Here is a 20728-nt window from a genome sequence, read left to right on the forward strand (position 1 = left end):
ATTTCAGTCCAACCAGACATATCCGGCCAGCCGGCCGGTCACCCGGTCACGGCGGTACGAGAAGTGGTCCCGCGACTCCAGTGTGCAGACCGGGGACCGCCGGCTTTCGGCCACCCCCGCCTCGGCCAACTGCGCGTGCACCCCGGCGACCACGTCCACGGAGGGCGTTCCCCAACTGGTCTCGGCCCAGGCGGCCGGAACCACCTCCGCGACCGCCGCCCGCATCTCGGCGGGCACTTCGTAGCAGCGCCCGCAGACGGCCGGTCCGGTACGGGCGATCACGCGCGCGGGATCGGCGCCCAGGGCGGTCATCGCCTCGACGACGGCCGGCACCACGCCGGCGACCAGCCCGGGCCGCCCGGCGTGGGCCGCGCCCGCGATCTTGGCGACCGGGTCGGCCAGCAGGACCGGTACGCAGTCGGCGGTGAGCACCGCGAGGGCCAGTCCCCGGCGGCCGGTCACCAGCGCGTCCACCGCCGGGACCTCCCGGTCCGGGTCCCACGGTCCGTCGACCACCGCCACGTCCCGGCCGTGCACCTGGTTCATCCAGACCACCAGCCCGGGCGCGACGCCCAGGGATTCGGCGGCGCGCGTCCGGTTCGTGCGAACGGCGGCCGGGTCGTCTCCGACCGCGCCGCCGAGATTGAGCTCCTCGTACGGAACGGCGCTCACCCCGCCCCACCTGTCGGTGAAGGCGAAGTGCGCGCCGTTCTCGCTGTGGTGTGCCAGCGTCACTTCAAGAAGTCCGGTACGTCCAGTTCCTCGGCCGGGCTGTCCGCGTAGGGACGGGCCGTGGGGACCTGCGGTGCCGGGGCGGCCGCCTCCGCGGGGACCTCGACCGGGGCCGGGGGGTCCTCACGGGGGGTGACCGTGCCGAGTCCGCCGAAAGCCGGGCGGACCGGTTCGGGGGCGGCGCGGACCGGAGCCGGGGCCGACTCCTCGCGCTTGGTGGACGCGGCGCCGATGACGTTGTCCCGGCGGGCCGGGGGCTGTCCGCCGTCGAACCCGGCCGCGATGACGGTGACCCGCACCTCGTCGCCGAGCGCGTCGTCGATGACGGCACCGAAGATGATGTTGGCTTCGGGGTGCGCCGCTTCGCTGACCAGCTGCGCGGCCTCGTTGATCTCGAAGAGACCGAGGTCCGAGCCGCCGGAGATGGAGAGCAGGACGCCCCGGGCCCCGTCGATGGAGGCCTCCAGGAGCGGCGAGGAGATCGCCATCTCCGCCGCCGCCACCGCGCGGTCGTCGCCGCGGGCCGAGCCGATGCCCATCAGGGCCGAGCCCGCCTCGGACATCACGGACTTGACGTCCGCGAAGTCGAGGTTGATCAGGCCGGGGGTGGTGATCAGGTCGGTGATGCCCTGGACGCCCGAGAGCAGGACCTGGTCGGCCGACTTGAACGCGTCGAGGACGCTGACCTGGCGGTCCGAGATCGACAGCAGGCGGTCGTTGGGGATGACGATGAGGGTGTCGACCTCTTCGCGGAGTTCGGCGATGCCGTCCTCCGCCTGGTTCGCGCGGCGCCGGCCTTCGAAGGTGAACGGCCGCGTGACCACACCGATCGTCAGGGCGCCCAGCGAACGGGCGATGTTGGCGACGACGGGTGCGCCGCCCGTGCCGGTGCCGCCGCCCTCACCGGCGGTGACGAAGACCATGTCGGCCCCCTTGAGGACCTCCTCGATCTCCTCGCGGTGGTCCTCTGCCGCCTTGCGGCCGACGGCCGGGTTGGCGCCGGCGCCGAGGCCCCGGGTGAGTTCGCGGCCGACGTCGAGCTTGACGTCGGCGTCGCTCATCAACAGCGCCTGGGCGTCCGTGTTGATGGCGATGAACTCGACACCCTTGAGACCGACCTCGATCATTCGGTTGATGGCATTGACACCACCGCCGCCGACACCGATGACCTTGATGACTGCGAGGTAGTTCTGCGGTGCTGCCACGTCGAAGGCCTCTCGCCTCGATTACGTGTCGCCGCCTCGCGGGCCTGCGGTGCGACGACTGATGCCGAAATGTGGGACGGTCCGACCGCGCCGACCCGAACCCTAACCCTGAAGTTTAGGGTTAAGCGTGTGTCTGTTCCTTGGACTCTTCCGAACAGGACACTAAGTCGACAAGTAGCGCGTGTTCAACGAACACGCCGAACCTCCCGTTTTTCTTTTCACCCTATGTGATCACCCGTATCGCTGGCCAACCAGGGTGCGTCGCCGTTCGACCGGACGTCAACTCCCGGACACGGCAGGGGCGGTGGGGACGCTCACGTCGAAGTGCCCCGCGCCCGGCGCGGCTTTGAGCAGAGCGGTCAGCGCCCGCCCCTTCGCCTCGCCCAGTTCGCCGCTCCCCCACACGACCGTCCGGCCCCGTGTCAGCTGGAGCACGACCGAGTCGTAGGACTCCACCTTGACCTGCACGGCCTCCTTGGCGACGGCTTCGGGGAGGCCTCCCGCGATGCCCACCGCCTCGCGCAGCAGCCGTTCCGCGTCGAAGCGGCGGCCGCTCGGCGAGCGTTCCGCGGCCAGTTCGAGGACGGGGACACCGGCGGGTGCTTTCGCGACCGTGTCGAATCGCACACCCGAAGCGTCCACTTCGACGAACTTCGCGTCCTTCCTGATGAGCAGGACCGGTTTGCGTTCCGCCACTTTCAGACCGATTCCGTGCGGCCAGGCGCGCACCACGTCGACCGAATCGATACGGGGCAGCCGGCGGCGGAGCCGGCCCTCGATCTCGTCGCTGTCGATGCTCACCAGGGGTGCGCCGACGGGCACGGCCGCCGCCGCCAGCACCTGCTGCTCGCTGAGCACCTCGGTGCCGGTGGCGGTGACCTTCTCGACGCGGAGCCAGGAGGATCCGTAGAGCACCCAGGTGCCGCCGGCGGCCAGGAGCACCGCGGCGACGAGCGCGGCCAGGGCGAGGACCCGGCGCGATCTGATGCCGGGGCCCCGCGGGCCGGTGCGCTTCGACTGCTTCGGCCCGCCGGGCGGCTTGGGAGCGCCGGAGCCCCCGCCCTTGGGGCGGGGCCGGCCGGAGCCCGGATTGCCTCGCTGCGCGGTCGTCGCTCCGGCCACTGCGGTGCCTCCTGGTTAGCGGTTACTGCGTGCGGCGATCGCCTCGTAGACCAGGCCGACGAGCAGGTCGTCGGCGTCCCGGCGACCGAACTCGGCGGCGGCGCGGGACATCTCGTAGAGGCGGTGCGGATCGGACAGCACCGGAAGGACCTGTCCGAGCACCCACTCGGGGGACAGTTCCGCGTCGTCGACGAGCAGGCCACCGCCGGCCTTCACCACCGGCTGGGCGTTGAGCCGCTGCTCACCGTTGCCGATCGGCAGCGGTACGTAGGCGGCCGGGAGCCCGACGGCGGAGAGTTCGGCGACGGTCATCGCGCCCGCGCGGCACAGCATCATGTCGGCGGCGGCGTACGCGAGGTCCATCCGGTCCACGTACGGTACCGGGACATAGGGCGGCATCCCGGGCATGTTGTCGACACGCGGCAGTTCGTTCTTCGGGCCGACCGCGTGCAGGATCTGGATCCCCGAGCGCTGGAGGGTCGGAGCGACCGCCTGGATGGTCTCGTTGAGGCGGCGGGCGCCCTGCGAGCCGCCGGAGACCAGCAGGGTCGGCAGGTTGGGGTCCAGCCCGAACGCGGCGCGCGCCTCGGGGCGCACGGCGGCCCGGTCCAGGGTCGAGATCGAGCGGCGCAGCGGGATGCCCACGTAGCGGGCGCCGCGCAGCTTGCTGTCCGGGGTGGACACCGCGACGGCGTGCGCGTAGCGGGAGCCGATCTTGTTGGCCAGTCCCGGCCGGGCGTTGGCCTCGTGGACGATGATCGGCACCCCGAGGCGCTTGGCCGCGAGGTAGCCGGGCAGGGCCACGTAGCCGCCGAAGCCGACGACGCAGTCGGCCTTGGTGCGCTCCAGGATCTCCTCGGCCGCCTTGATCGTGCCGCGCAGCCGTCCGGGGACGGTGATCAGCTCGGGGGTGGGCTTGCGGGGCAGCGGTACGGCGGGGATCAGCCCCAGCTCGTAGCCGCGCTCGGGCACGAGGCGGGTTTCGAGTCCGCGTTCCGTGCCGAGGGCGGTGATGCCCACGGATGGGTCCTGCCTGCGCAGGGCGTCCGCGAGGGCGAGCGCCGGCTCGATGTGGCCGGCGGTCCCCCCACCGGCGAGTACGACATGCACCGAAATTCACCGCTCTCCGGACGGACGCCTTGTGACGCGCCGTCTCATCGACTTCCATCTCAGCCCGCTCCACGGCCGGCCGTTCTTCGGCTGCCGCATCGCGAGCGCCGCGCGCGCGGCCGGCTCCTCCCGCGCGAAGGCGATGAGCAGTCCGATCGCGAACATGGTCGGCAGCAGGGCTGACCCTCCGTAGGAGAACAGCGGGAGCGGGACCCCGGCGATCGGCAGCAGACCGAGCACCGCACCGATGTTGATCACGGCCTGCGCCGTGATCCATGTGGTCACGCCTCCCGCGGCATACCGTACGAAGGGGTCCTCCGTGCGTCCGGCCACGCGGATACCCGCATAGCCTAGAGCCGCGAACAGGGCGAGCACCGACAGCGTCCCCGCGAGACCCAGTTCCTCACCGGTGATGGCAAAGATGAAGTCCGTGTGCGCTTCGGGCAGTTGCCCCCATTTTTCCACACTGGCACCCAGACCGGAACCGAACCATCCACCGGACGCGAGAGCGTAGATCCCGTGGACGGCCTGCCAGCAAAGGTCGTTCTTGCCCGGTTCTGTCGCACCGATGCAGGCCAGCCGGTCCATCCGGTGCGGACTGGTCTTGATCAGCAGTACGACGATCACACCCGCGAAGGCCAGCACTCCCGCGAACATCCGCGTGGGCGCCCCGGCGAGCCACAGCAGCCCGAACAGGATCGCCCCGAGGATCACGGCGGTCCCCATGTCCCCGCCGAGCATGATGAGGCCCAGCAGCAGGAAGGTCACCGGCACGAGGGGCACCAGCAGGTGCTTCCACTGGCTCAGCAGCCCCTTCTCGCCCTTGCGCGCCAGCAGGTCGGCGCCCCACAGGATCAGCGCCAGCTTGCCGAACTCACTGGGCTGGAGCATGAACGGGCCGCCGAGGGAGATCCAGTTCTGGTTGCCGTTGATCGACACCCCTATCCCGGGAACCTGGACCAGGACCATCAGGAAGAGGGTTCCCGCGAGCACCGGATAGGAGAGCGCCCGGTGCAGTTTGACGGGCATCCGGGAGGCGACCAGCAGCAGGCCGGCGCCGATCAGGGCGGCCAGGAACTGCTTCTTGAAGAAGTAGGCGTCACCCAGGCCCAGCTGGAGCGCCTTGATCATGGAGGCGGAGTAGACCATCACCAGTCCGAGGACGGTGATGAGCAACGAGCTGCCGAAAATCAGGTAATACGCGGTGAGCGGGCGGTCCCAGGCCTTGCGCAACTGCCACTGCGTGCGCCGGAGCCCGGCGAGCGGCCCGCGCCCCGCAGGGCCGCCGGGGCGGGCCGCCGGGCGCTTGCGGCCCTGTGCCCGGACCGATTTCACGGAGGTGGCGGCCCGGACCGCCTTGACGGCCTTCACGGCCTTCGTGGCGGACGGCCGCCGCCCCGGCAGGACTTGTCTGGCCGGCATCTGTGATCTTCCCCTCCACTCGTACGGGGCGAGCAGCCGGTCGGGGAGGGACGCCTGCCCTGGTTCGACCTAGGCGCTCTCGGCGGCCAGTTCGCGTACCGCGTCGGCGAACGCGTCCCCACGCTCGTTGTAGTTCGCGAACATGTCCATCGAGGCGCAGGCAGGTGCCAGCAGGACCGTGTCGCCGCGCTCGGCGAACCGGGCCGCTTCCCGGACCGCTGCGAGCATCGCCCCAGTGTCGGTCCGGTCGAGGTCCACGACCGGGACCTGCGGGGCGTGTCGCGCCAGCGCCTGCGCGATCAGGGCACGGTCGGCACCCATCAGCACCACCGCGCGCAGCCGCTTCGCCGACTTCTGCACGAGTTCGTCGAAGGTCGCGCCCTTGGCGAGACCGCCGGCGATCCAGACGACGGGTTCGAACGCGGCGAGGGAGGCCTCCGCGGCGTGCGTGTTGGTGGCCTTGGAGTCGTCGACGTAGGTGACCCCCTCCACCTCCGCCACGCGCGCGACCCGGTGGGCGTCGGGGCGGAAGTCGCGCAGGCCGTCGCGGACGGCACGGGGCTTGACGCCGAAGGCGCGGGCCAGGGCGGCCGCGGCGAGCGCGTTGGCGATGTTGTGCGGGGCCGGCGGGTTGACGTCCCCGACCTCGGCGAGCTCCTGGGCGTTCTTCTGCCGGTTCTCGACGAAGGCGCGGTCCACGAGGATGCCGTCGACGACGCCGAGCATGGAGGGGCCGGGGGCGCCGAGGGTGAACCCGATGGCGCGGCAGCCCTCTTCGACGTCGGCCTTCTCGACCAGTTCCTCGGTGGCCCGGTCGGCGACGTTGTAGACGCAGGCAACGGTGTTGCCCTCGTAGATGCGGCCCTTGTCGGCGGCGTACGCCTCCATGGAGCCGTGCCAGTCGAGGTGGTCGGGGGCCAGGTTGAGCACGGCCGCCGAGTGGGCGCGCACCGAGGGCGCCCAGTGCAGCTGGTAGCTGGAGAGTTCGACGGCGAGCACGTCGTACTGCTCCTCGCCGGTCACCACGTCGATGATGGGGGTGCCGATGTTGCCGACGGCCGCCGTCCGCAGGCCCGCGGCCCGCAGGATCGAGGCGAGCATCTGCGTGGTGGTGGTCTTGCCGTTGGTACCGGTGATGGCGAGCCACGGGGCCGGGTCCGGCTGCGGTTCGCCCGTGCGGGCCGCGCGAAGTTCCCGGCCGGCCTCGCGCAGCCGCCAGGCGATCTCGACGTCGCCGACGACGTCGACGCCCGCCTCGGCGGCGGCCAGGAAGAGCGGGGACTGCGGCTGCCAGCCGGGCGAGGTGACGACCAGTTCCGTGCCCTCGGGCAGGACCTCCCCGGCCCGGGCCCCGTCGGGCAGGAGGCCGAGGCGGACCTCGACGCCGAGCTCCGCGAGTTCGGCCGCCTTCGCGCGGTGCGCGTCCCCGTCGCCGTTGTCGACGACGGTCACCGTCGCGCCGAGTCCGGCCAGCGCCCGGGCGGCGCTGATGCCGCTGATGCCGAGGCCGGCCACCGTGATCCGGCCCGGCAGACCGAAGCGGCCCAAGGCGTCGGGGCCGATCAGGCCGGCCAGGTCGGTGGTGCTCACTTGTCCGCTGCCCATCCCGCGTAGAAGAGTCCGAGGCCCACGATCACGCACATGCCCTGGATGATCCAGAAGCGGACCACCACAAGGACTTCGGACCACCCCTTGAGTTCGAAGTGGTGCTGGAGCGGGGCCATCCGAAAGACGCGCTTCCCGGTCATCTTGAAGGAGCCGACCTGGATGACGACCGACATCGTGATGAGGACGAAGAGGCCGCCGAGCAGGGCGATCAGGAACTCCGTGCGGGAGCAGATCGCCAGGCCGGCGAGCGCGCCGCCGAGCGCGAGCGAACCGGTGTCGCCCATGAAGATCTTGGCGGGCGAGGTGTTCCACCACAGGAAGCCGAAGCAGGCGCCCATCAGCGCGGAGGCGACGACCGCGAGGTCCAGCGGATCACGGACCTCGAAACAGGCCGCCGGGTTGGTCAGGTCCTGCGCGTTCACACAGGACTCCTGGTGCTGCCAGACACCGATGAAGGTGTACGCACCGAAGACCATCACCGCGGCGCCCGTGGCCAGGCCGTCCAGGCCGTCCGTCAGGTTCACGCCGTTGGACATGGCCAGGATCATGAACAGGGCCCACACCACGAACAGCACCGGGCCGATCGCCCAGCCGAAGTCCGTGACGAACGACAGCTTGGTGGAGGCCGGGGTCAGCCCGCGCGAGTCCTTGAACTGGAGCGCGAGCACCGCGAAGGCGATGCCGACGATCAGCTGGCCGGCCATCTTGGCCTTGGCCCGCAGGCCGAGCGAACGCCGCTTGACGATCTTGATGTAGTCGTCGAGGTAACCGACCAGGCCCATGCCCGCCATCAGGAACAGGACCAGCAGACCCGAGAAGCTCGGCTCTTCCCCGGTGATCACCTTCGTGAGGGCGTACGCGATGAGCGTGGCCAGGATGAAGGAGATGCCGCCCATGGTGGGCGTGCCCTTCTTCCCTGCGTGGCCGCGCGGGCCGTCGTCGCGGATGAACTGGCCGTAGCCCTTGCGGGCCAGCAGCTTGATCAGCAGCGGGGTACCGATGACGGTGAGGAACATGCCGATGACACCGGCGAACAGGATCTGCCTCATCGGTCGGAGGCCTCGCCTTCGAGCAGAGCCTGTGCGACCCGCTCCAGACCGGCCGACCTGGAAGCCTTCACCAGCACGACGTCCCCCGGGCGCAGTTCACTGCGCAACAGGTCGACCGCCGCCTGTGCGTCGGACACGAGCACCGACTCCTCACCCCACGAACCCTCGTTATATGCGCCCAGTTGCAACCAGGACGCTTCCCTGCCCCCGACTGCGACGAGCTTGCTCACGTTGAGCCGGACGGCAAGCCGTCCCACCGCATCGTGTTCGGCGAGCGCGTCGTCACCGAGCTCGGCCATGGGGCCGAGCACCGCCCACGTGCGGCCCCCGTTCGCCTGTGCGGCGGAGCCCATGGCAGCGAGCGCTCGCAGAGCGGCCCGCATGGACTCGGGGTTCGCGTTGTAGGCGTCGTTGACGATCGTGACGCCGTCCGCGCGCTCGGTGACCTCCATCCGCCACCGGGACAGGGTGCCCGCCCCGGAGAGCGCGGTGGCGATCTCCTCGGCGGACATGCCCAGGACATGGGCGACCGCGGCCGCGCCGAGCGCGTTCGACACGTGGTGCTCACCGTACAGCCGCAAGGTCACGTCACTGCACCCGGTGGGTGTGTGGAGTGTGAACGAAGGACACCCCTGGGGCGTCATGCGGACGTCGGTGGCCCGTACGTCGGCGTCCTCGGCCTCGCCGAAGAGCACCGTACGGGCCTTCGTCCGGGCGGACATGGCGCGTACCAGCAGGTCGTCGGCGTTCAGGACGGCGACGCCGCCCTCGGCCTCGGACGGCAGCGCCTCGACCAGCTCGCCCTTGGCCTGGGCGATGGCCTCGCGGCCGCCGAACTCGCCGATGTGGGCGGTGCCCACGTTCAGCACGAGACCGATGCGGGGCGGGGTGAGCCCCGTGAGGTAGCGGATGTGGCCGATGCCGCGGGCGCCCATCTCCAGCACCAGGTGCCGGGTCTCCTCGGTGGCGCGCAGCGTGGTGATCGGCAGGCCGATCTCGTTGTTGAGGTTGCCCGGCGTCCACACCGTCGGCGCGTGGTGCTGGAGGACCTGGGCGATGAGGTCCTTGGTGGAGGTCTTGCCGGCCGAGCCGGTCAGGGCCACCACGTCGGTGCCGATCCGGGCGACGACGGCGCCGGCCAGCGCCCCGAGCGCCGCGACGACGTCGGGGACGACGATGGCGGGCACCGCGACGGGCCGGGTGGCGAGGACGGCGCGGGCGCCCGCCTCGATGGCCGTGGCGGCGTAGTCGTGGCCGTCGACGCGCTCGCCGACGAAGGCGGCGAACAGGCTGCCGTCCTCCACCTGGCGGGAGTCGAACACGACGGGGCCGGTGACCAGGACGGACGGATCCGGTATGTCGTGGAGCTGCCCGCCGGTGATGTCGGCGATCTCGGCGAGGGAGAGGGGGATCACGGGGTCACCTCGGCCTGGTCGGCCTGCTGTTGGCGTTCGATGGCGGCGCGGAGCACCGCGCGGTCGTCGAAGGGACGGACGACGCCTGCGGTGTCCTGGCCCTGCTCGTGGCCCTTGCCGGCCACCAGGACGGTGTCACCGGGCCGGGCGCGCGCCACTGCGGCGGCGATGGCCGCGGCCCGGTCGGCGTCGACCAGGACGGCGCCGCGTTCGGCGGGCGGTACGGAGACGGCGCCTTCGAACATCGCGGCGAGGATGGCGAGGGGGTCCTCCGAGCGCGGGTTGTCGGAGGTCAGGATCGCGGTGTCGGCGAAGCGGGCGGCCGCGGCGCCCATCGGGGCGCGCTTGGTGGTGTCGCGGTCGCCGCCGCAGCCGAGGACGATGTGCAGCTTGCCCCGGGTGACCTCGCGCAGCGCCCGCAGCACCGATTCGACGGCGTCCGTCTTGTGCGCGTAGTCCACGACGGCCAGGAACGGCTGTCCCGCTTCGACCCGTTCCAGTCGGCCCGGTACCCCGGGGACGGCGGCGACGCCGTCGGCGGCGGTCTGCGGGTCGACGCCGGCGGCGGCGAGCGTGACGATCGCGGCGACGGTGTTGGCGACGTTGAACGGGCCGGGCAGCGGGGCGGTGGCCCGTACGCGCTGTCCGCCCGGGCCCAGCAGGGTGAGCGTGGAGTCGGCGGCGCCCAGGACCACGTCCTCGGCGCGCCAGTCGGCGGCGGGGTCGCCCGAGGCGGAGAAGGTGACGACCGGGATCGTCGCCTCCTTGGCCAGGCGGCGCCCGTACTCGTCGTCGGCGTTGACCACTGCCAGGCGGGCGCGGCGCTCGGTGAAGAGCTGCGCCTTGGCCTGGAAGTAGTCCTCCATGTCGGAGTGGAACTCCATGTGCTCGGGGCTCAGGTTGTTGAAGACGGCGACGTCGAAGACGCAGCCGTCGACCCGGTCGAGCACCAGCGCGTGGCTGGAGACCTCCATGGTCACGGCCTCGACCCCGCGTTCGCGCATGACGGCGAAGAGGGCCTGGAGGTCGGTGGCTTCGGGAGTGGTGCGCTCGGACTTGATGCGTTCGTCCCCGATGCGCATCTCCACGGTGCCGACCAGGCCCGTCGAGCGTCCGGCGCCGCGCAGGCCGCCCTCGATGAGGTAGGCGGTGGTGGTCTTGCCGGAGGTGCCGGTGATGCCGAGCTGGAGCAGGGCCTCGCCGGGCCGGCCGTAGATCTCGGCGGCGAGCTCGCCCATCCGGCCGCGCGGGTCGGCGACGGCGAGCACCGGCAGTCCCGTCGCGGCGGCGCGTTCGGCGCCCGCCGGGTCGGTCAGCACGGCGACGGCGCCGAGGCCGGCCGCCTGGGCGGCGAAGTCCGCCCCGTGCAGTTTGGCTCCGGGCAGGGCCGCGTACAGGTCACCGGGGCGCACGGCACGGGAGTCGTGCGTGATGCCGGTGATCCGCGTCTTCTCCACGGTCGGGGCGGCTCCTGATGCGCGCACGCCCAGCAGCTCCGCCAGCTCGCCCAGCGGGGTCGGGCGGGCGGAGACGGGCCGGGGTGCTCCCGGCGGCGCTGCCGGGGCGTCTTTCTGGGGCGTTCTGGGCTGATCAGCGTGGGACACGGCGGTGAGCGTACCGGGCGTGGCGGGCCCCTCGCGAAGCGAGGGCCCGGCCGCGGCGTCGGCGGGCGACTGGTTCCCGGGTTTCGGGGTGATCGTTGTCACTGATGGTGCCTCACGCGTCTGGGGCTGGGCGGTCGGTTCACTGGCCGGGCTGCGGGCCCGTCCGGGGTGTGGGCTGCGGGGCCGGCGGGGGCGCGACGTCATAGGTGACGGGCAGCCCGGCGGGGGCGGTTCCGGTGGGGGCGACCTGGAGGGTCTTGAGGGCGAACTCCATGACCTTCTTGTAGATCGGTCCGCAGATCTGGCCGCCGAAATAGCTGCCCTTGGTGGGGTTCTGGATGGCGCAGTAGACGGTGATCCGCGGGTTGTCGGCGGGTGCGAAGCCGGCGAAGGAGGCGGTGTAGCCCTTGTAGCGGCCGGTGGCCGGATCCACCCGGTTGGAGGTGCCGGTCTTGCCGCCGACCCGGTAGCCGGGGATCCGCGCCTTGGTGCCGGTGCCCTCCTGGTCGTCGACCACGGATTCGAGCATCTGCGCGAGGGTCTTGGCGGTCTCCTTGCTGACGACGCGGGTCTGCCCGGGCGCCTTCGCCGGGGTGAAGCGGCCGTCGGGGCCCTTGGTGCCGCGCACCAGGGTCGGCTCGATCCGCACCCCGTCGTTGGCGATCGTGGAGTACACCGAGGCCGCTTGCATGGCGTTGAGGGAGAGGCCCTGGCCGAAGGGGATCGTGAACTGCTGCGAGGTGGACCAGTCCTCGGGCTTGGCCAGGATGCCGCGGGATTCGCCCGGGTAGTTCAGGCCGGTGGGCTGCCCGATGCCGAACTTGTTCAGGTAGGAGTAGAGGACCTTGTTGGCCTCGGTCTGGGTGCTGCCGAGCTGGCCGGTGGCCAGGATCGTGCCGATGTTCGAGGACTTGGCGAGGACCCCGTTGAGGGTCAGGTACCAGGTGGGGTGGTCGATGTCGTCCTTGAAGAGCCGGTCACCGCGGTGGAGCCGGTTGGGGACCTCGACGTGCGTCTGCGGCGTTGCCTTCTTCTCCTCCAGTACGGCGGCCATCGACATCACCTTCGCGGTGGAGCCGGGCTCGTAGACGTCCTGGAGGGCCGCGTTGCCCATGGCGGTGGAGCGGGCCTTGCTGAGGTCGTTGGGGTCGAAGCCGGGGGCGTTGGCCATGGCCAGCACCTCGCCGGTGCGGGTGTCCTGGACGATGACGTAGCCGCGGTCGGCGCCGGACTTCTCGACCTGCTCGGTGATCGCGCTCTGCGCGGCCCACTGGATGTCGCGGTCGATGGTCAGTTCGATGTCCTCGCCGGGTACGGCGGGCTTCTCGCTGGATCCGGCGGTGGGGACGCGGCGGCCGCCGGACTGGGCGTAGGTCAGTTCGCCGTCCTTGCCGGCCAGCTTCCTGTCGAGGGCGGACTCCAGACCGCCGCCGCCCTTGCCGTCGGCGTTGACGTAACCCAGTATCCCGGCGGCCAGGTCGCCGTTCGGGTACACGCGCTTGCTGCTGTCCTCCTTGAACACGCCGGCCAGGACGTTGGCGCCGGGTCCGTTGTTCTTCCGGTCGGCGGCCGCCTTGTCGGCGAAGACCTTCTGGAGGTCCTTGATCTGGTTCCAGACCTGGGGGGTCTGGCGGCGGGCGAGGACGACGTAGCGGCTGTTCTTGGTCGCCAGCCGGCCCGCGATCTCCTTGGCGTCCTTGCCCAGGATCGGCGCGAGGAGGGCGGCGGCCTGCTGCGGGGCGTCGGGGGCCTTGCTCTCCTGCGGGGTGAACATCTTCGGGTCGGCGGTGATGTCGTACGCGTCGACGCTGGTGGCCAGGGCCACGCCCTTGCGGTCGGTGATCTCCCCGCGCTCGGCGGCCAGGGTGTAGCTGGCGAAGCGGTTCTCGGAGGCCTTGGCGGAGTACGCGGAGGCGTCGACGGCCTGGACCTGGAGGAGCCGGACGACGAAGGCGAGCATCACGAGGGTCAGGGCCACGCTGACCAGGCGCAGCCGGGGCTTGGGGCTGCCGAGGCGGATGGTGTGCGGTGTGCGTGGGGCTCCGGGGCGGCCCGTGGCCCGCGCCCGCGGGAAGCCGGGCTCCCGCCGCCGCGGCACCTGCGGGCTCACGTGCCCGCCCCGTGGCGCCGGCCCGCCGCCGGGGACGTGCCCCGGGCCCCGGGCCCCCGTAGCCGGCGGGGCTGGATTCGGTTCACGACGTCACCTTCCGGAGGAGGGCGAGCCCGCCGGGCTCGGGGTGGGTGAGGCGGCCGCGGCCGGCGGGGCGGGCGATGCGGCCGGGCTCTGCGCAACCGGCGGGGCGGCGGGCGGGGGCGACGGCGGGGGCGGTGTCTCCGCCGCCGCAGGGGTTCCCGCGACCTTCCCGTCCGGACCGATGAAGACCGGGCTCCCGCCGGGCACCAGGCCCAGCTCGTGCGCCCGGCGCTGGAGGGCGTCCGGCGCCGAGTAGCCGTCGACGTCCCGCTGGAGCTCCTGCTGCTCGTCGCGCAGGACGGTGGTCTCCTTCTTGAGCTTGCTCAGCTGGAAGGAGCCCTGGTTCAGCGCCGAGTTCAACAGCAGCAGGCTGATCAGCCCGCCGCCGAGCAGGGCCACCACCAGCAGGACGAACGGCATCCGCGCCGCCTGCCCGGCCGTCCCCGGCCCGGCCCCCGTCCCGCCGCCGCCCGCGCCCCGCAGCAGCCCGCGCTTGGTCACAGTCGCGCCTCCCGGATGCGTTCGACCCCGCGGAAGCGCGCCGGGGCGGCCCGCCGGTTCTCGGCGATCTCCTCCTCCGTCGGGAGCTCCGCACCGCGCGTGAGCAGTTTCAGCTTCGGCTGGTACCGCTCCGGCACGACCGGCAGCCCCGGCGGCGCGGTGGAGGCCGCGCCCGCGGCGAAGACCTGCTTCACGAGCCGGTCCTCCAGCGAGTGGTACGACAGCACCGCGATCCGGCCGCCGACCGCGATCCGGTCCACGGCCGCGGGAATGGCCCGCTCCAGCCCGGCCAGCTCGGCGTTGACCTCGATCCGCAGGGCCTGGAAGGTCCGCTTCGCCGGGTTGCCGCCCGTACGCTTCGCCGCCTGCGGCAGCGCCTCGCGGATCACCTCGACCAGCCGGGCGCTGTTCGAGAACGGTTCCTTCCCGCGCTCGCGCACGATCGCCGAGACGATGCGCTTGGCCTGCTTCTCCTCGCCGTACTGGCGCAGGATGCGGACCAGCTCGCCGGGCGCGTACGTGTTGAGGACCTCCGCGGCGCTGATGCCCGTCGTCTGGTCCATCCGCATGTCCAGCGGCGCGTCCTGCGCGTACGCGAACCCGCGGTCGGCTTCGTCGAGCTGCATGGAGGAGACGCCGAGGTCGAAGAGGATGCCCTGGACGGCGGGGATGCCCAGGCCGTCCAGCACCTCGGCGAGGTCGGCGTAGATGGCGTGGACCAAGGTGGCCCGCTCGCCGAAGGGCGCGAGCCGCTCGCCGGAGAGCCGCAGGGCCTCCTTGTCGCGGTCCAGGCCGATCAGGTGGACTTCGGGGAACCGGGTGAGGAGGGCCTCGCTGTGGCCGCCGAGGCCGAGGGTGCAGTCGACGACCACGGCCCCGGGCCTCTCCAGTGCCGGGGCCAACAGGTCCAGGCACCGCTGGAGCATCACCGGGACATGTCGGGACTCGCTAGTCAAAGCGCCCTCTCAGATAACGGCGCGGCAGGCATACGCCGCGCCGCGCACGCGGAGTGTTACCAGGGGGCCGGGCGGCCGGTGGGGGCCGGGCTCCGGCCGGTTCGCGTCACTTTAGTGCAACGGTCGCCGCGGTCAACGAACCGCCCCGCGCGCGGTGCGCCCCGCTCGAACGGAACCCGCAAAAGCCGCCAATCACCCGGACGGCCGACCCCGCCCCACCCCTGTGGGTTAGCTCACACCAAGTCCCGTTGACCTTCTTTGTCCACCCTCGCTCAGTGCCGCGAGGGGCCGTGACCACTAACGTCGTATCCATGACGACTTCCGCATCCCTGCCCGCAGACTCCGCAGCCAAGGCATCCGGCGGCCGTTCGGTCACCGACCGGCTGGTGGAGGCGAACCGGAGGTACGCCGCCCAGTTCACGGACCCCGGTATGGACGCACGTCCGGTGCTCCACGTGGCCGTCGTGGCTTGTATGGACGCCCGCCTCGACCTGCACAAGGCCCTCGGTCTGGAACTCGGCGACTGTCACACCATCCGCAACGCCGGCGGTGTCGTCACCGACGACACCATCCGCTCGCTCACCATCAGCCAGCGAGCGCTCGGCACCCGCACGGTGATACTGATCCACCACACCGGCTGCGGCCTCGAAAGCCTGACCGAGGACTTCCGCCACGAGCTGGAGGACGAGGTGGGCCAGCGCCCCGCCTGGGCCGTGGAGGCCTTCCGGGACGTGGACCAGGACGTCCGCCAGTCCATGCAGCGGGTACGGACGAACCCCTTCCTGCCCTTCAAGGACGATGTGCGAGGCTTCGTCTTCGACGTACACACCGGGCTCCTGCGGGAGATCGATCCCGTCTCCTGAGTGACACAGCGCCGCAACGCCGTCAACAATGCGGGGTGACGCCACCCGGGAGCCGTCGGGCCCGGCGTCACCCCCGGCGCGTCCGGGGGTTTCGGGGTGGGCCGGTTCATGCGCCAAGGGGCGTCGGCCCTGGAAAAGGGCCGAGGAGAACCAGGTGACCACGTACGACGACCGAGCGAGCCTCGCGGATCTGACCAGCACGGCGGAGCGGGTGCGCGACTCGGTCGAGAGCGTCATCGAGGGCAAGCCCGAGGTCGTCCGCCTCGCGCTGACCGTGCTGCTCGCCGAAGGGCACCTGCTGATCGAGGACGTGCCGGGCGTCGGCAAGACCATGCTCGCCAAGGCGCTCGCCAAGTCCATCGACTGCTCGGTGCAGCGCATCCAGTTCACCCCGGACCTGTTGCCCTCCGACATCACCGGCGTCAGCATCTACGACCAGCAGCGCCGCGAGTTCGAGTTCAAGCCCGGCGCGATCTTCGCGCAGATCGTCATCGGCGACGAGATCAACCGCGCCTCGCCGAAGACGCAGTCGGCGCTGCTGGAGTCGATGGAGGAGCGGCAGGTCACCATCGACGGCACCACCTACGCGCTGCCCAGCCCGTTCATGGTCGTCGCCACCCAGAACCCGGTGGAGATGGAGGGCACCTACCCGCTGCCCGAGGCGCAGCGCGACCGCTTCATGGCGCGCGTCTCCGTCGGCTACCCCAGCCGTGAGGCCGAGCTCCAGATGCTCGACGTGCACGGCGGCGTCTCCCCGCTCGACGACTTCCGGGCCGTCGCCCACGCCCACGACATCACCAAGCTGATCGAGGCCGTCCGCGAGGTGTACGTGGCCGAGCCGGTCCGCCGCTACGTGGTCGACCTGGTCTCCGCCACCCGCAGCCACCCGGACCTGCGCCTGGGCGCCTCGCCCCGCGCCACCTTGCACCTGCTGCGCGCGGTCAAGGCGTCCGCGGCGCTGTCGGGGCGCGAGTACGTACTTCCCGACGACGTCCAGCAGCTCGCCGGGCACGTCCTCGCGCACCGGCTGCTGCCCACGGCGCAGGCCCAGCTGAACCGGCGCACCGCCGAGCACGTGGTCGCCGACATCCTCCAGCGCACCCCCGTCCCCGCCGCGCACGCCCGCGGCGAGATGCCGCCCGGCGCGGGCCTGCGGGGCTTCTGATGAGCGCCGGTGCCCCGCACGGCGCCGGTGCGACGGCCGAGGGCGCCGACGGGCTGCGGGCCTCCCTGTCGGGGCTGACCACCCGCGGCCGGTCCTTCCTGGCCGCCGGGGCCGCCGCCGTCTGCGCCTACGTACTGGGCCAGAGCGAACTGCTCCGGGTCGGGCTGCTGCTCGCCCTGCTGCCGCTGGTCTGCGTCGTCGCCCTGCACCGCAACCGCTCCCGGGTCCGCGGCAGCCGGCTGCTGACCCCGGCCCGCGTGCCCGCCGGGGGCGAGGCCCGGGTGCAGCTGCGCATGGAGAACGTGTCCCGCCTGCCCACCGGACTGCTGATGCTCCAGGACCGGGTGCCCTACGTGCTGGGGCCGCGGCCCCGTTTCGTGCTGGACCGGGTCGAGCCGGGCGGCCGTCGCGAGGTGTCCTACCGGGTCCGCTCCGACCTGCGCGGCCGCTACCCGCTGGGCCCGCTCCAGCTGCGCCTGACCGACCCGTTCGGGATGGTCGAGCTGACCCGTTCGTTCAGCACCTACGACACCCTGACCGTCGTCCCGCGCACCGAGGCCCTGCCCCCCGTACGGCTGGGCGGCGAGTCCTCCGGCTACGGCGACGGCAGCCGCCGCTCGCTGGCCCTGGCCGGGGACGACGACGTGATCCCGCGCACCTACCGGCGCGGCGACGACCTGCGCCGGGTGCACTGGCGCTCCACCGCCCGCTACGGCGAGCTGATGGTGCGCCGCGAGGAACAGCCCCGGCGCAGCAAGGCCACCGTCCTGCTGGACACCCGGCACGACGCGTACGAGGGCGCCGGACCCGGCTCCGCCTTCGAGTGGGCCGTGTCGGGCGCCGCCTCGACCCTGTTGCACCTGCTGGAGCACGGCTTCTCGGTACGGCTGCTGACCGACACGGGCGACTCGGTCCCCGGCGGGGCGGGCGGCGGGTTCTCCTCCGGGCCCCAGGAGTCCGCCGAGGCGGCCGGGCTGATGATGGACACCCTCGCGGTGGTCGGCCACTCCGACGGCCCGGACCTCGTCGGCGCCTACGAGGCGCTGCGCGGCGCGGGGGACGGGGGCGGCTTCGCCGGAGCCGGCTCCGACGGGCTCCTCATCGCCTTCTTCGGGGACCTGGACGACGTACAAACGGAACTGGCGGCCCGGATGCGCCAGCGCAGCGGGGGCGCGGTGGCGTTCGTCCTGGACTCCGCGGCCTGGACCGGCCTGCCCTCCCGGGTGGAGGAAACCCTGCGCCGGCTGCGCGACGCGGGCTGGACGGCGCTGGCCGCCCCGCCCGGCGCCGCCTTCGCCGACCTGTGGCGCCGGGCCGGTGCCACCGCGCTCGGCACGACTGCCTCCGGAGGCCGCCGATGAGCGGGCAAGCACGGCTGACGCTCTTCGCACTGCTGGCGACGCTGCTCACCGCGTGGTCGCTGACGCCGCTGGTGGAGTCGCCCGGCTGGCTGGTGCAGGCCGCGCTGCTGCTGGGCGTGCAGAGTCTGGTCGGCGCCGGCGCCCGCAGGGTGCCGCTGGCCCGGCCCCTGACGGTCGCCGCGCAGTTCCTGGTGTCCCTGCTGCTCCTCGCGCTGCTGTTCGCGGGGAAGGCGGAGAACCCCTCGGGCGGGGTGCTGGGCTACCTGCTCACCGACTTCGGGTCGCTGTTCGGGCAGGGCGTGCGGGACGTCGGCGAGTTCGCGATACCGGCCCCGACGACCGACGGCATCCGGCTGCTCCTGCTGGCCGGGGTGCTGCTGATCGGGCTGATGGTGGACCTGCTGGCCGTCACGATGCGGTCCGCGGCCGCGGCCGGGCTGCCGCTGCTGGCGCTGTACTCGGTGGCCGCCGGGCTGTCGGCGGGCCGCGGCGGCGCCTGGCTCTCCTTCCTGCTGGCCGGCTGCGGCTACCTGATGCTGCTGCTGTCGGAGAGCCGGGACCGGCTCGCGCAGTGGGGCCGGGTGTTCGGCGGGGCGGCCCCGGGGCACGTCGGCGGCGGGGGCGGCGCCCAGGCCGTGGCTCCCGTACGCACCGGACGGCGGATCGGCGCGGTCGCGCTGGGCCTGGCGCTGGTTGCGCCGGTGGCACTGCCGGCCATGGGCGGCGGGATGCTGGGGACCGGCGGCGACGGCGCAGGCAGCGGCCCCGGCGGCGGGACGATCTCGGCGGTGAACCCGCTGGTCTCCCTCCAGAGCAGCCTGAACGCGCAGGACAACCGGGTGGTGCTGCGCTACCGCACGGACAGCCCGCAGCTCTCCGAGCAGTACCTGCGCATCCTGGCGCTCGACGAGTTCGACGGCGTCAAGTGGGAGGCTTCCGGGCGGCCCCTGACGGACGTCCCGCCGCGGCTGCCGAACCCGCAGGGGCTGAGCAACCTGGAGGTGCGGCGCAGCGCCGCCGAGGTGCGCACCACCGTCTCGGCCGCCGAGACGTACGCCCAGCGCTACCTGCCGATGCCCTACCCGGCCACGCAGGTGGACATCGGCGGGAAGTGGCGCTTCGAACCGGTCGGCCGGACCCTGGTCGGCGACCAGCTCGGCAAGGACGGCTTCCAGAACGTGCAGGGCGCCCAGTACACGGTCCGCAGCCTGCTGCTCCAGCCCACGGCGGAGCAGCTCCAGCACGCGCCGCCGACGGACCCCCTGGTCATGAACGAGTACACGAGGCTGCCGGACAACCTGCCGGCGGTCGTCGGCGACACGGCCCGGCGGGTCACCCAGGGCGCGAAGGACGGCTACACGCGGGCCGTGATGCTCCAGGACTTCTTCGCGGTGAGCGGTGGGTTCCGCTACGACACGAGGGTGTCCTCGGGGACGGGTTCGCAGGCCATCGCCCGGTTCCTGCAGGACAAGGAGGGGTTCTGCATCCACTTCTCGTTCTCGATGGCGGCGATGGCGCGCTCGCTCGGCATCCCGGCGCGGGTCGCGGTGGGTTTCACGCCGGGCACCAAGCAGTCGGACGGCAGCGTGAACGTGACGATGCGCGACGCGCACGCCTGGCCGGAGCTGTACTTCGAGGGCGTGGGCTGGACCCGGTTCGAGCCGACGCCCCGGTCCGGGATCTCGCTGCCGGACTACGGCCGCACCGACACCCCGACGGCCCAGCCGTCCGCCCCCGCCTCACTGCCGTCGCAGAACGCGTCGGAGCCGGCGACGGCGCCTTCGCAGTCGGACGCCTGCCCGCCGGACCTCAAGAGGCTCGGCGAGTGCGGGACCCCGGCGGCCGGGCAGGACGCGGGAGCCGGCTCCGGCGGTGTGTCGGCCCTCGGAGTGCTGGGCTGGACGCTGGGAGGGCTGTTGCTGCTGTCGCTGCCGCTGCTCCCGCTGCTGTGGCGCGGGCGGCTGCGGGCGCGGCGGCTGGCCTCGGGGGACGTGCTGCTCGCCTGGCAGGAGCTGGGTGACGCGGCCTGGGACGTGAACATCCCGCCGGACGGGGCGCTGTCGCCCCGGCGGGCGGCCGGGCGCACCGTGGCACAGGGCCGGCTGGAAGGCGAGGCGGCCCGGGCGGTGCACCGGGTCGCGGACGCGGTGGAGCGTGCGCTGTACGCACCTCCGGGGGCCGGGGTCCGGCACGAGGAGCTGGCGGACGACGTGCTGCTGGCGCGGGCCGGGCTGCTGGCGGCGGTGTCCCGGGGCACCCGCCTGAGGGCACTGCTGCTGCCGCGGTCGGCGGCCCGGACGGGCTGGGCGGTCTCGGCCAGGTGGTCGGCGTTCACCTCGGCGGTGTCCGCCCGCCTGGCGGCGGTCCGGCTGCCGCTGCGGGGGCGGGGCCGAGGGGCCTGAGAGCTGGGGGCCTGAGGGC

General features: G+C 72.5%; 16 protein-coding genes. 4 read left to right on the forward strand and 12 right to left on the reverse strand.

All coding sequences use genetic code 11. The features are described from left to right. Window positions 1-3: 3 nt before the first annotated feature. From pgeF to rsmH, 12 genes are all read right to left on the reverse strand, one after another. Window positions 4-735, reverse strand: a complete 732-nt coding sequence (gene pgeF / locus OHA81_RS09370) for a peptidoglycan editing factor PgeF (protein WP_329194542.1) — start codon at window positions 733-735, stop codon at window positions 4-6. Next, window positions 732-1937 carry a cell division protein FtsZ gene (ftsZ, locus tag OHA81_RS09375; RefSeq protein ID WP_329194544.1) on the reverse strand — a complete coding sequence of 402 codons (1206 nt, stop codon included), beginning with the start codon at window positions 1935-1937 and terminating at the stop codon, window positions 732-734. The genes pgeF and ftsZ overlap by 4 nt, the downstream gene beginning before the upstream one ends. A gap of 279 nt (window positions 1938-2216) precedes the next feature. Then, window positions 2217-3059 carry a cell division protein FtsQ/DivIB gene (locus tag OHA81_RS09380; RefSeq protein WP_443056486.1) on the reverse strand — a complete coding sequence of 281 codons (843 nt, stop codon included), beginning with the start codon at window positions 3057-3059 and terminating at the stop codon, window positions 2217-2219. Window positions 3060-3074: 15 nt separating this feature from the next. After that, window positions 3075-4169, reverse strand: a complete 1095-nt coding sequence (gene murG / locus OHA81_RS09385; protein WP_190182127.1) for an undecaprenyldiphospho-muramoylpentapeptide beta-N-acetylglucosaminyltransferase — start codon at window positions 4167-4169, stop codon at window positions 3075-3077. 6 nt (window positions 4170-4175) lie between these two features. Next, window positions 4176-5591, reverse strand: a complete 1416-nt coding sequence (gene ftsW, locus OHA81_RS09390; protein ID WP_329194546.1) for a putative lipid II flippase FtsW — start codon at window positions 5589-5591, stop codon at window positions 4176-4178. Window positions 5592-5660: 69 nt separating this feature from the next. Continuing rightward, the gene (murD, locus tag OHA81_RS09395) at window positions 5661-7196 is read right to left on the reverse strand and encodes a UDP-N-acetylmuramoyl-L-alanine--D-glutamate ligase (protein ID WP_329194548.1); all 1536 of its coding nucleotides are present in this window, start codon (window positions 7194-7196) and stop codon (window positions 5661-5663) included. Next, window positions 7178-8248: a phospho-N-acetylmuramoyl-pentapeptide-transferase gene (gene mraY / locus OHA81_RS09400; RefSeq protein WP_329194551.1), complete on the reverse strand. Its 1071-nt coding sequence runs from the start codon at window positions 8246-8248 to the stop codon at window positions 7178-7180. Before mraY ends, murD begins: the two co-directional genes overlap by 19 nt. After that, window positions 8245-9663 carry a UDP-N-acetylmuramoyl-tripeptide--D-alanyl-D-alanine ligase gene (locus tag OHA81_RS09405; protein ID WP_329194553.1) on the reverse strand — a complete coding sequence of 473 codons (1419 nt, stop codon included), beginning with the start codon at window positions 9661-9663 and terminating at the stop codon, window positions 8245-8247. The genes mraY and OHA81_RS09405 overlap by 4 nt, the downstream gene beginning before the upstream one ends. Then, complete coding sequence (locus OHA81_RS09410; protein WP_329194554.1) at window positions 9660-11369, reverse strand: UDP-N-acetylmuramoyl-L-alanyl-D-glutamate--2,6-diaminopimelate ligase; 1710 nt, start codon at window positions 11367-11369, stop codon at window positions 9660-9662. Before OHA81_RS09410 ends, OHA81_RS09405 begins: the two co-directional genes overlap by 4 nt. A 37-nt stretch (window positions 11370-11406) precedes the next feature. Beyond that, entirely contained in the window at window positions 11407-13377 is a 1971-nt protein-coding gene (locus OHA81_RS09415; RefSeq protein ID WP_329194555.1) for a peptidoglycan D,D-transpeptidase FtsI family protein, read from the reverse strand. Between the two features lie 90 nt (window positions 13378-13467). Then, entirely contained in the window at window positions 13468-13881 is a 414-nt protein-coding gene (locus OHA81_RS09420) for a hypothetical protein (protein ID WP_329202126.1), read from the reverse strand. Window positions 13882-13958: 77 nt separating this feature from the next. Next, window positions 13959-14888 (reverse strand): 16S rRNA (cytosine(1402)-N(4))-methyltransferase RsmH, encoded by a 930-nt coding sequence (gene rsmH, locus OHA81_RS09425; protein WP_443056756.1) that lies wholly within the window; start codon window positions 14886-14888, stop codon window positions 13959-13961. 341 nt (window positions 14889-15229) lie between these two features. Here rsmH and OHA81_RS09430 point away from each other — a divergent pair, with 341 nt between their 5' ends. The 4 genes from OHA81_RS09430 (at window position 15230) to OHA81_RS09445 (ending at window position 20709) form a co-directional block, all read left to right on the forward strand. After that, complete coding sequence (locus OHA81_RS09430) at window positions 15230-15781, forward strand: beta-class carbonic anhydrase (protein ID WP_329194559.1); 552 nt, start codon at window positions 15230-15232, stop codon at window positions 15779-15781. Between the two features lie 154 nt (window positions 15782-15935). Further along, window positions 15936-16946, forward strand: coding sequence for an AAA family ATPase (locus OHA81_RS09435; protein ID WP_329194561.1), 1011 nt, complete (start codon window positions 15936-15938; stop codon window positions 16944-16946). Further along, complete coding sequence (locus OHA81_RS09440) at window positions 16946-18307, forward strand: DUF58 domain-containing protein (RefSeq protein ID WP_329194562.1); 1362 nt, start codon at window positions 16946-16948, stop codon at window positions 18305-18307. Before OHA81_RS09435 ends, OHA81_RS09440 begins: the two co-directional genes overlap by 1 nt. Beyond that, a complete protein-coding gene (locus OHA81_RS09445; RefSeq protein WP_329194564.1) occupies window positions 18304-20709 on the forward strand; it encodes a transglutaminase family protein in 2406 nt (801 codons plus the stop codon). The genes OHA81_RS09440 and OHA81_RS09445 overlap by 4 nt, the downstream gene beginning before the upstream one ends. Window positions 20710-20728 lie beyond the last annotated feature (19 nt).

The sequence above is a fragment of the Streptomyces sp. NBC_00667 genome, from assembly GCF_036226825.1.
Classification (GTDB): Bacteria; Actinomycetota; Actinomycetes; order Streptomycetales; family Streptomycetaceae; genus Streptomyces.

What these genes read in the sequence shown, in the direction of transcription:
- ftsW (WP_329194546.1), bottom strand. Translation starts at nt 5,591, where the DNA reads ATGCCGGCCAGACAAGTCCTGCCGGGGCGGCGGCCGTCCGCCACGAAG.
- murD (WP_329194548.1), bottom strand. Translation starts at nt 7,196, where the DNA reads ATGGGCAGCGGACAAGTGAGCACCACCGACCTGGCCGGCCTGATCGGC.
- mraY (WP_329194551.1), bottom strand. Translation starts at nt 8,248, where the DNA reads ATGAGGCAGATCCTGTTCGCCGGTGTCATCGGCATGTTCCTCACCGTC.
- OHA81_RS09420 (WP_329202126.1), bottom strand. Translation starts at nt 13,881, where the DNA reads ATGCCGTTCGTCCTGCTGGTGGTGGCCCTGCTCGGCGGCGGGCTGATC.
- rsmH (WP_443056756.1), bottom strand. Translation starts at nt 14,888, where the DNA reads ATGCTCCAGCGGTGCCTGGACCTGTTGGCCCCGGCACTGGAGAGGCCC.
- OHA81_RS09430 (WP_329194559.1), top strand. Translation starts at nt 15,230, where the DNA reads ATGACGACTTCCGCATCCCTGCCCGCAGACTCCGCAGCCAAGGCATCC.
- OHA81_RS09440 (WP_329194562.1), top strand. Translation starts at nt 16,946, where the DNA reads ATGAGCGCCGGTGCCCCGCACGGCGCCGGTGCGACGGCCGAGGGCGCC.
- OHA81_RS09445 (WP_329194564.1), top strand. Translation starts at nt 18,304, where the DNA reads ATGAGCGGGCAAGCACGGCTGACGCTCTTCGCACTGCTGGCGACGCTG.